The 9,766-nt window shown below is 68.5% G+C and carries 10 protein-coding genes; 7 read left to right on the top strand and 3 right to left on the bottom strand.

Translation table 11 applies throughout. The annotated features are described in order from the left end of the window. Positions 1 to 153: 153 nt before the first annotated feature. Positions 154 to 750, bottom strand: a complete 597-nt coding sequence (locus tag DTS01S_RS27060) for a GbsR/MarR family transcriptional regulator (protein ID WP_026062606.1) — start codon at positions 748 to 750, stop codon at positions 154 to 156. A 175-nt stretch (positions 751 to 925) separates the two neighbouring features. On the opposite strand from DTS01S_RS27060, the gene DTS01S_RS27055 reads away from it, so the two are divergent. Continuing rightward, positions 926 to 2,083, top strand: a complete 1,158-nt coding sequence (locus tag DTS01S_RS27055; protein ID WP_017406274.1) for an acyltransferase family protein — start codon at positions 926 to 928, stop codon at positions 2,081 to 2,083. 73 nt (positions 2,084 to 2,156) lie between these two features. On the opposite strand, the gene rnk is transcribed toward DTS01S_RS27055, so the two are convergent. Beyond that, on the bottom strand, positions 2,157 to 2,561 hold the full coding sequence (gene rnk / locus DTS01S_RS27050) for a nucleoside diphosphate kinase regulator (protein WP_026062607.1): 405 nt from the start codon (positions 2,559 to 2,561) through the stop codon (positions 2,157 to 2,159). A 294-nt stretch (positions 2,562 to 2,855) separates the two neighbouring features. Here rnk and DTS01S_RS27045 point away from each other — a divergent pair, with 294 nt between their 5' ends. Next, positions 2,856 to 3,998, top strand: a complete 1,143-nt coding sequence (locus tag DTS01S_RS27045; RefSeq protein ID WP_061289768.1) for a PA0069 family radical SAM protein — start codon at positions 2,856 to 2,858, stop codon at positions 3,996 to 3,998. A gap of 17 nt (positions 3,999 to 4,015) precedes the next feature. On the opposite strand, the gene DTS01S_RS27040 is transcribed toward DTS01S_RS27045, so the two are convergent. Next, a complete protein-coding gene (locus tag DTS01S_RS27040) occupies positions 4,016 to 4,867 on the bottom strand; it encodes a LysR substrate-binding domain-containing protein (protein WP_017406120.1) in 852 nt (283 codons plus the stop codon). Between the two features lie 181 nt (positions 4,868 to 5,048). On the opposite strand from DTS01S_RS27040, the gene phnD reads away from it, so the two are divergent. The 5 genes from phnD to phnX are packed head-to-tail and all read left to right on the top strand — an operon-like array spanning position 5,049 to position 9,695. Beyond that, entirely contained in the window at positions 5,049 to 5,936 is an 888-nt protein-coding gene (gene phnD, locus DTS01S_RS27035; RefSeq protein ID WP_017406121.1) for a phosphonate ABC transporter substrate-binding protein, read from the top strand. Beyond that, on the top strand, positions 5,933 to 6,811 hold the full coding sequence (gene phnC / locus DTS01S_RS27030) for a phosphonate ABC transporter ATP-binding protein (protein WP_017406122.1): 879 nt from the start codon (positions 5,933 to 5,935) through the stop codon (positions 6,809 to 6,811). Before phnD ends, phnC begins: the two co-directional genes overlap by 4 nt. Next, positions 6,811 to 7,656: a phosphonate ABC transporter, permease protein PhnE gene (phnE, locus tag DTS01S_RS27025; RefSeq protein ID WP_017406123.1), complete on the top strand. Its 846-nt coding sequence runs from the start codon at positions 6,811 to 6,813 to the stop codon at positions 7,654 to 7,656. Before phnC ends, phnE begins: the two co-directional genes overlap by 1 nt. A gap of 47 nt (positions 7,657 to 7,703) precedes the next feature. Then, a complete protein-coding gene (gene psrA, locus DTS01S_RS27020) occupies positions 7,704 to 8,792 on the top strand; it encodes an iron-containing alcohol dehydrogenase PsrA (protein WP_017406124.1) in 1,089 nt (362 codons plus the stop codon). A gap of 54 nt (positions 8,793 to 8,846) precedes the next feature. Further along, positions 8,847 to 9,695 (top strand): phosphonoacetaldehyde hydrolase, encoded by an 849-nt coding sequence (phnX, locus tag DTS01S_RS27015; RefSeq protein ID WP_017406125.1) that lies wholly within the window; start codon positions 8,847 to 8,849, stop codon positions 9,693 to 9,695. Positions 9,696 to 9,766: the final 71 nt, after the last annotated feature.

Raw genomic sequence — 9,766 nt, 5'->3', positions numbered from 1 at the left:
ACGACACCCTCGCTGCGGGGGCGGGCGGCCCTTGCTCGGTGTCCCTCGCTTTGGGCTACGCCAGTTTTTGCACGCGCTTACCGCCAATGAAGCATTGCTGTAAACACGATGAGCTCCCTCGGGAGCTCATTTTTGTACGCAGGCTTGCCAGGTTCAATCGTCGGTGTCGTCCGCCTTGGCGCGGCCCTTGCCGCCCGTGATGCGGTCCTTCAGGTCCAGCAGCCGCGTCACGGCCGTGCCCATGCCCATGAGCTGCATGGCGGTCTCGGGCGACAGGCGCTGCACGTCGTCGAACCAGTTCATGAGCCGGTCGATCAGCTCGTACATGTCGCGCATGCGCTGCTGGGCGTAGCGTTCCTCTTCGGTGGTGACTTCCTCCAGCATGGCGGCGCGCAGCATGGACTGGGTGGGCTCGATCTCGCGGCGGCGGCGTTCCTCGGCCAGGCGGCGGAAGATTTCCCAGACATCCTGCGGCGCCTCGAAATACTCGCGCCGGTCGCCGGGCTGGTGGCGCAATTGCACCAGGCGCCAGGCCTGCAATTCCTTGAGCCCCATGCTCACGTTGGAGCGCGAGAACTCCAGCGTCTCGGCGATCTGGTCGGCATTGAGCGGCTCGGGCGAAAGAAACAGCAGTGCGTAGATCTGGCCTACCGTGCGGTTGATGCCCCAGCGGCTGCCCATCTCGCCGAAGTGCGAGACGAACTGCCGGTTCAACGCCGGAAGAGGTTTGGGTTGCGTCATGGCATGCATTGTGCCTTCGCGTGCCGGCATGTCCTGTGCGGCTTGGAAAGCGGTGCGTCAGCTTTCTGCAAGACGCAGTCAAAAGGCGCACAATGGCGCCTTTGCGGGCTTGCGGCCAGGCGGCCCGGGCCCAGCGCCTCCCGCTTCCCGCTTCCCGACCCGTTCGCAGATTGCATATTGCCCCATGTCCCACGCTAGCCGCAGTGCGCTGATCGACTGCACCAAGGGCCTGGCCTGTGCCGCCATCGTCTGGCACCACCTGGCCTTCTACGGCCCCATGTCCGATATCGCCCATCCGGCCGCGCCGGACCTCATCGACTGGCTCTATGAATATGCGCGCATGGCCGTGCAGATCTTCCTGGTGCTGGGCGGCTACCTGGCGGCAGCCAGCATGGCGCCGCAAGGCCACGGCCTGCACAGCGATCCGTGGTCGCGCATCGGGCGCCGCTTCGTGCGCCTGGTCGTGCCCTATGCCGTGGCCCTGGTCGTGGCCGTCGTCGTCTCGGCGGCAGTGCGGCCCTGGTTCGACCATGCCTCGGTGTCGGGCGAGCCCGATCTCTGGCAGCTGGTGGCGCATGCGCTGCTGCTGCAGAACATCGTGGGCGAGGAGTCGCTGTCCGCCGGCGTCTGGTACGTGTCCATCGACTTCCAGCTGTTTGCGTTGACGGCGCTGCTGCTGGCCGGCACGCGCTGGGGCGGCGCCTTGCTGCGCCGCCGCTTCGGTGGCCAGGCGCTGTCGCGCTGCTGGCCCTGGACGCTGAGCGTGGCGCAGGCGCTGGTGGTGATCGGCGTGGCGGCCTCGCTGCTGGGCTTCAATCTGGATGCGCAATGGGATGTGTGGGCGCCGTACTTCTTTGGCGCCTACGGCCTGGGCATGCTGGCGTACTGGGCCGCGCATGCGGACAAGTCCTCGACGGCCTGGAGCTGGTCCCTGCTGATCGTGGCCCTGGTCGTGGCGGCGCTGGCAGTGGAGTGGCGCGACCGCATCGCGCTGGCCGGTGCCACGGCGCTGGCCCTGGTCGCGGCCATGCGCAGCCCCGCGTTTGCCCAGGCACAAGGCTGGGCGCCGCTGCGCCGGCTGGGCAAGATTTCGTACTCGGTGTTTCTCGTGCACTTCTCGGTCTGCCTGCTGGTCAATGCCGTGGAAAGCCATTTCTGGCCACATTCCATTCCCGCCGCCCTGCTGGGCATGTGCACGGCCTTTGTGCTGTCGATTGCGGCCGGTCATCTGCTGTACGAGCGCGTGGAGCGCCACGTTCCCAGCTGGCACATGGCGCTGCGCTGGCAGGCGGGCCTGGTGGGCACCGGCCTGATCGCGGCGTTTCTGGCGGGCCTGCGCTGAGGCGCGGTGCGTCAGTCCACAAACAACAAAGGCAGCCGGTGGGCTGCCTTTTTCGCTTCACGCCGGTCGGCGTTCAACGGTGCAGCTCGCCTGCGCTTTCCGGCTGGAACTCGATGGCATCCACGCGCACGGTGACCTGGCCCGAGGGGCCGGGCATGCGGGACTGGTCGCCCACGCTCAGGCCCAGCAGGGCAATGCCCACGGGCGCGAACACCGACACCTTGTCGGCGCTGCCATCCATCTCCTTGGGATAGACCAGGGTCAGCGTATTGGTCTTGCCCGACTCCAGCAGCGTGAAGCGCACCGTGGAATTCATGGTCACCACGTTGGGCGGCATTTCCTTGGGCTCGAGCACGTCGGCACGGTCCAGCTCGGCCTCGAGCGCCTCGCGGCCGGGAAAGGCGGGCTGCTTGTCCAGCAGGGCCTCGATGCGTTCCAGGTCCAGGGACGAAAGAATGATGTGGGGCTTGCGCTCCATGGTGTTGGCTCCCTTGTGTGCTTGCGCCGTGGCTGCAGTGAAGGGCAGCGGCGCCCAAACGGACAAAAGCCCGGGCAACGCGGTTGTCCGGGCCAAGGCATCTTCAGAAAAGAGAAAAGCACCAAGTTGGTGCGATAAGGCCATTGTGCAGGCCCGTGCGCGTTCTGCCAAGCGAACCCGCACGGTGCGGTGCGGATTGGCGCGGGCACTTGCCAAGCCGGCAAAACCCACTTCGCAACCGCAGGCATGCGGGGAGTGCTTGTTGGTATGACTGTATTTTTATACAGTTGCTTCATGCTTCCCAGTCCTCCCACGCCTCATCACGACACGGCCCGGGTGCCCCTGCACCCCATCAAGGGCCGGGGCGCAGCCAGCCAACTGGCACACCGCTTCACCACCGATCCGCGCGAGGCCTTTGACGACGGCTGGGGCAGTCTTGAGGCGCCGGCCGAAGGCGAGGAAGCCGCGCCCCTGCGCACCGAACTGCGCTGGGAGCAGGCCCGCTCGGCGCTGAGCCGCCACCAGTCGCCCGACCTGCCGTTTCACATGGGGCTCAATCCCTACCGGGGCTGCGAGCATGGCTGCATCTATTGCTATGCCCGGCCCACGCACAGCTACCTGGGCTGGTCGCCAGGGCTGGACTTCGAGACCCGGCTCATCGCCAAGCAGAACCTGCCCGAGCTGCTGCGCGCCGAGCTGTCGCGCGCCAGCCATGTGGCCGCGCCCGTGATGCTGGGCTCGGTCACCGACTGCTACCAGCCCGTGGAGCGCGAACTGGGGCTGACGCGCCGCCTCATCGAAGTGCTGGCCGAGGCGCGTCACCCGTTTTCCATCGTCACCAAGGGCAGCGGGGTGGAGCGTGACCTGGACCTGCTGGCCCCGCTGGCGCGCCAGGGCCTGGCCTCGGTGCACATCACGCTGACCACGCTGGATGCCGACCTGGCACGCCACCTGGAGCCGCGCGCCGCCGCGCCGCACCGCCGGCTGCGCAGCATCCGCGCGCTGACCGAGGCGGGCGTGCCCGTGGGCGTGAGCCTGGCACCGCAGATTCCCTTCATCAACGAAGACCTGGAGAAGGTGCTGGAGGCGGCCGCCGGAGCAGGCGCGCGCCACGCCTTCTATGCCGTGCTGCGACTGCCCTGGGAAGTGGCGCCGCTGTTCGAGCAATGGCTGCAGGTGCACTACCCCGACCGCGCCCGCCGCGTGATGGAGCGCGTGCGCGACCTGCACGGCATCCAGGGCGAGCAGCGCGAGGCCGGCCGCGTGTACAACGCCGAGTTCGGCCAGCGCATGAAAGGTACTGGCCACTGGGCCGAGCTGCTGCGCCAGCGCTTCGCCCTGGCCTGCCGTCGGTACGGGTTCAACCGCGAGCCGCTGCGGCTCGATTGCAGCCTCTACCACCCGTCGCTGCTGCTGGCGCAGCGCAGTCTGTTCTGAGCGGCGGACCGGCAGGCTCAAATCGCCTCCAGAAAAGACCTCACCAGCAGGCTGTCGCCGCGCTCGCGCATGCAATAGACATAGGTGGTGGTGCTGGCCGGGTCGCCCGCGATGCGCAGCGGGCGAAAGCGCGGGTCGGGGATGAATTCGGCTTCGGACACGGCGCCCAGTCCCAGGCCGCGCGCCACGGCTTCGCGTATGGCTTCGCGGCTGCCGATCTCCAGCTCGGTGCGCGGCTGCACCCCGGCGGCCTGCAGCACCGATTCCAGCGCGGTGCGCGTGGTCGAGCCGTGCTCGCGCAGCAGCAGAGGCTGGCCATGCAGTTCGGACAGCGCGATTTCGCTGCGCCGCGCGAAGGGATGGGCGACATGGGCGAACAGGATGATGGCGTGGCGCGCGTACTCGCGCGCCAGCAGCTCCGGGCGGTCGTAGAGGCCGGCGAGCACGGCCACGTCGGTGTCGTAGCGTTCCAGGTCGGCCAGCACCTGCTGCGAGTTGCCCATGCGGATGGACAGCTGCATGCCCGGGTGCCGTGCGCGGTAGGCGGCCACCATTTCGATCACATGGAAGGGCCCCACGGCGCCGATCTTGAGCTCGCCCTGGTGCAACTGCCCCGAGTCGCGCAGGAAGAATTCGGCCTCGGCCTCCAGCGCCATGATTTTCTGCGCCATGGGCAGCAGTCTGGCGCCTGCGCCCGTGAGCGTCATGCGGTAGCCGCGGCGGTGGAACAGCTCGATCTGGCTTTGGCGCTCCAGCGTGGCGATCTGGGTGGAGATGGTGGGCTGGCTCACGCCCAGTGCGCGGGCGGCGGCGCTGAGGCTGCCATGGTGGGCGACGGCGATGAAGGCGCGGTAGCGGGCGTTGCTCACGAAAGTCGGTATCTCAAGGTTTTGTCTATGGATGCTGTCAAAACCGATTCTGAAACTTTCACATGGCAGAAATATGTCGCTCCTAGCATTCAGCCATACCCACCCGCCTGGCGATTTGACCGGCGATTCACGGATCCACCGATCCGCCGATGTGCCTGACCTGATGCAAAGGAACGCTCCCATGAAGATGAACCGCAAGACCTGGCTGCGCCATGCCGGCGCCGTGCTGGCCCTGGCCGCCACCGCCTCCACCGCTACCACTGCCGCCTTTGCCCAGAGCGCCGAGCTGCGCGTGGGCCTGATCCCCTCGGAGGACGCGCAGGCCATGATCCGCGCCAGCCAGCAGGTCATGGACCAGCTGGCCACCCGCACCGGCATGAAGGTGCGGCCCTTCGTGGCCAATGACTACAACGGCGTGATCGAGGCGCTGCGCTCCAACAAGATCGACATCGCCTTCCTCGGCCCGTTCTCGTACGTGCTGGCCAACCAGGTGGCCGGCGCCGAGGCCTTTGCCGTGGCCGTGACCAAGAAGACGGGCAAGAGCGCGTACCACAGCATGGTGATCTCCCGCAAGGACAAGGGCCCGGCCAGCGTGCCCGATCTCAAGGGCCGCAGCTTTGCCTTTGTGGACCCGACCTCGGCGTCGGGCCACCTGTTTCCCAAGGCGGGGTTGATCGCCGAGGGCTTCGATGCGGACAAGGGCTTTTCGCGCGTGATCTTCTCGGGCTCGCACGACGCCAGCATCATGGCCGTGGCCAACGGCAAGGTGGATGCGGCGGCCGTGGCCGACCGCATCTTCGACTCCGCCGTGAACAAGGGCCTGGTCAAGCGCGAGGACTTCCAGATCGTCTGGCGCTCCCAGCCCATTCCCGAGTCGCCCATGACCTGGCGCAAGAACCTGGACGCAGGCACCAAGCAGAAGGTGGCTGCGGCCCTGGCCGAGGTCAAGGACCTGCCCTGGGGTGACCAGGGCGTGCTCGACGGCTTCGCGGCCACGGATGACAAGGCCTACGACGTGGTGCGCCAGACGGCCAAGGCCCTGAAGCTGGACCTCGGGAGCATGAAATGATCCGCATCCGCCAATTGCGCAAGAGCTATGGCAGCAACCACGTGCTGCATGGCATCGACCTGGATGTGCAGCCCGGCGAGTTCGTCGTCATGCTGGGCCTTTCGGGGGCCGGCAAGTCCACGCTGCTGCGCTGCATGAACGGCCTGGCCCGCGCCGACAGCGGCACGCTGGAGGTGGGCGGCATGGACCTGATGCTGGGAGGCGGCAGGCACAGCCGGCGCGAGCTGGCTCGCCACGTGGCCATGGTCTTCCAGCACCACAACCTGGTGCCGCGCCTGTCGGTGCGCAAGAACGTGCTGACCGGGCGCCTGGGCCAGACCGGCACCCTGGCCTCGGTGCTGCAGCTGTTCCGCGAAAGCGATATCCGCCTGGCCGACCAGTGCCTGGAGCGCGTGGGCCTGGCCCACAAGGCGCTGGAGCGCACCGAGGCGCTGTCGGGCGGGCAGATGCAGCGCGTGGGCATTGCCCGCGCGCTGGCCCAGCAGCCCCAGGTCATCCTGGCCGACGAGCCCGTGGCCAGCCTGGACCCCAAGACCGCGCGCAGCGTGCTGCAGTACCTGCGTGATGCCACGCGCGAGCTGGGCATTGCCGTGGTCTGCAACCTGCACCAGGTGGACTACGCGCGGGAGTTCGGCGACCGCGTGCTGGGCCTGGCCCAGGGCCGCATGGTCTATGACGGATCGCCGCAGGCGCTGGATGAGGCCGCGCTGCAGGCCATCTACCATGCGCAGCCCACTGCAGGGCAAGGCGCAGGGCAGGGCGCAGAGCCGGACACACCACCGGGCGCGCAGGCCATAGGGCCTGCCGGCCTGCATGCGCAGGCGCCGGTGCCTGCCTCGTGGATGCGGGCCAGCGCGCCCGCAGGAGGACTGTGATGACCAGCGCCAATTCCTGGAGCCCTGAGCCGCGCGACCGCTGGCAATGGACCGCGCCGCGCCCCCACGGTGCCCTGGGCTGGACCGGCTATGCGGCTGCGGCCCTGGCCATCGCCTGGGTGCTGCACTGGAGCGCGGGCGGCGCGCAGATGAGCTGGGGCGAACTGGCGGCAGGTATGCCCCAGATCGCGGATTTCGTGGCGCGCTCCGTGCCGCCGGACTGGAGCATGCTGCCGCGCCTGATGGCGCCCGCGCTGGAGACGGTGCAGATCGCCATCTGGGGCACGCTGCTGTCCGTGGTGCTGGCGCTGCCGCTGTCCTTCATCGCGGCCAGCAACCTGCATGGCTGGCACTGGCTGCGGCGCATCACGCGTCAGTTCCTGAACGTGGTGCGCAGCATCAACGAGCTGATCCTGGCGCTGGTCTTTGTCTCGGCCGTGGGCCTGGGGCCGTTTCCCGGCGTGCTGGCCCTGGCCCTGCATGGCATGGGCATGCTGGGCAAGTTCTTCGCCGAGAGCATCGAAGAGATCGACGACGGCCCGCTGCAGGCCCTGCGCAGCGCAGGCGCCACGCAATTGCAGCTCATCGTCTTCGGCGTGATACCGCAGGCCATCACGGCCTGGATCGCGGTCGTGCTCTACCGCTTCGAGGTCAACCTGCGCTCGGCCACGGTGCTGGGCATGGTGGGCGCGGGCGGGCTGGGGTTCGAGCTGGTCGGCAGCCTCAAGCTGTTCCGCTACCAGGAGACGGCCACCTGCATCGTGGTCATCACCGTGATGGTGATCGCCGCCGATCTCGTCTCCCACTGGCTGCGCAGCCGCATCCAGCAGGGCACCCGCCATTGAGGGCTGCGCTTTTCCCGGCGCCCCCGTTTCATTCAAAGGACCGATTTGTGTGGACCTATCACAACCCCGTTGCCATCCATGCCGGCCCCGGCCGCCTGGACCGCCTGCCCGAGCTGCTGGCCGGGCGCGACTGCCTGCTGGTGACGTTTCCCGAGGCCGAATCCCTGGGCCTGGTGCAGCAGCTGCGCCAACGGCTGGGCAGCCAGCTGCGCGGCGTGGTGGACGGCATTGCGCCCAATCCCGATGTGCAGTGGCTGGCCCCGCTGTATGACCGCGTGCACCGCGAATACGCCGAGGTCCCGTGCATCGTGGCCCTGGGCGGCGGCAGCGCCATCGACTCGGCCAAGGCGCTGATGTGCGCCACGCCCACGCGGCGTTTCGGCGAGCTGCTGCAGGCCCTGGAGCAGGGGCTGGCCCTGCCGGCCGCAGGCCACAAGGCGCTGATCGCCATTCCCACCACGGCCGGCACGGGCAGCGAGGTCACGCCCTGGGCCACGATCTGGGACCAGGCCGCTGGCCGCAAGCACTCGCTGCACCAGCACTGGACCTGGCCCGAGGCCGCCATCATCGACGCGCAGCTCATGCAAAGCCTGCCGGCCGGCGCCACGCTGGCCTCGGGGCTGGATGCGCTGTCGCATGCGCTGGAGTCCATCTGGAACCGGCACCGCAATCCCGTCTCCACCACCTTGGCCGTGGGCGCCGCGCGCCGCACCCTGGCCACGCTGCCCGCGCTGATGCAGGACCTGGGCAGCCTGCCGCTGCGAAGCCGCATGGCCGAGGCCGCCCTGATGGCCGGCCTGGCCTTCTCCAACACCCGCACGGCGCTGGCGCATTCGCTGTCCTACGACATCACGCTGCGCCATGGCGTGGCCCACGGCATTGCCTGCTCGTTCAGCCTGCCGCTGGTGCTGGAGATGGCCCTGGGCGCCGACGACCAGGCCGACGCGGCCCTGCTGTCCATCTTCGATGCCGCCACGGGCGAGCTGGCCGTGCAGCGCCTGCGCAACTTCCTCGAAGGCCTGGGCGTGGCCACCGATCCCGCCCACTACGGCGTGCCCGGGGGTGAGTGGCAGCAGCTGCTGCAGTCGGCCGCATCCGGCCCGCGCGGGCGCAATTTCATCCGCACGCTGGAATGAACAGGCGCGTGCGGCCCTCTTTTGTTTGAACCTCTTTCCTTGTCAAAAAGCACCATGAACCACACCACCGTCTCCACCGCCGCCGCCGCCGATCTGTCGCCGCTGCAGGCCGTCATCTTCGACTGGGCCGGCACCCTGGTCGATTTCGGCTCGCTGGCACCCACGCAGATCTTTGTCGAGGCCTTTGCCAGCTTCGGCATCACCATCACCCTGGCCCAGGCACGCGGCCCCATGGGCCTGTCCAAGTGGCAGCACATCCATGAACTGCTGCAGGACGAGGGCATCCGCGCGCAATGGCACAAGGCCTTCGGCCAGCAGCCTGGCGACGCCGACGTGGACGCCATCTACGCCCGCTTCATGCCCATGCAGATCGCCAAGGTCGGTGAGTTCTCGGCGCCGATCGAAGGCGCCCCCGAGCTGCTGGGCTGGCTGCGCGCGCAGGGCCTGAAGGTGGGCTCGTGCTCGGGCTATCCGCGTGAAGTCTTGAATCAATTGCTGCCGCAGGCCGCCGCCAACGGCTTGGCTCCCGACCATGTGGTGGCCGGCGATGAAATGGCCGCAGGCGGCCGCCCCGGCCCCTTCATGGCGCTGGCCAATGTGCTGGCGCTGGGCATCGGCGACGTGCGTGCCTGCGTGAAGGTGGACGACACCGTGCCCGGCATCGAGGAGGGCCGCAACGCCGGCATGTGGACCGTGGGCCTGACCCTGTCCGGCAACGAAGTCGGCTACTCCCCCGCCGAACTGGCCGCCGCCCCCGCCGAAGAAGTGCGCGAGCGCGTGGCCCGCGCCGAAGCCAAGCTGCGCGCAGCCGGCGCCCACCACGTGATCGCCAGCGTCAAGGACCTGCCGCAGGTACTGGAGCGGATTGCGCAGGACATGCGCGCTGGCCATAGGCCAGGTTGAGGCAAGCTGCCCTGCACCTGTTGGGCGCATCACCCTTTGAAACTGGCGCGGCCAAAAAAACAGGGACGCCG

Source organism: Delftia tsuruhatensis NBRC 16741, assembly GCF_001571325.1.
Classification (GTDB): domain Bacteria; phylum Pseudomonadota; class Gammaproteobacteria; order Burkholderiales; family Burkholderiaceae_C; genus Comamonas; species Comamonas tsuruhatensis.
Note: the sequence above shows the minus strand (reverse complement) of the source record. Positions and strands in the feature narration are given on the sequence as shown.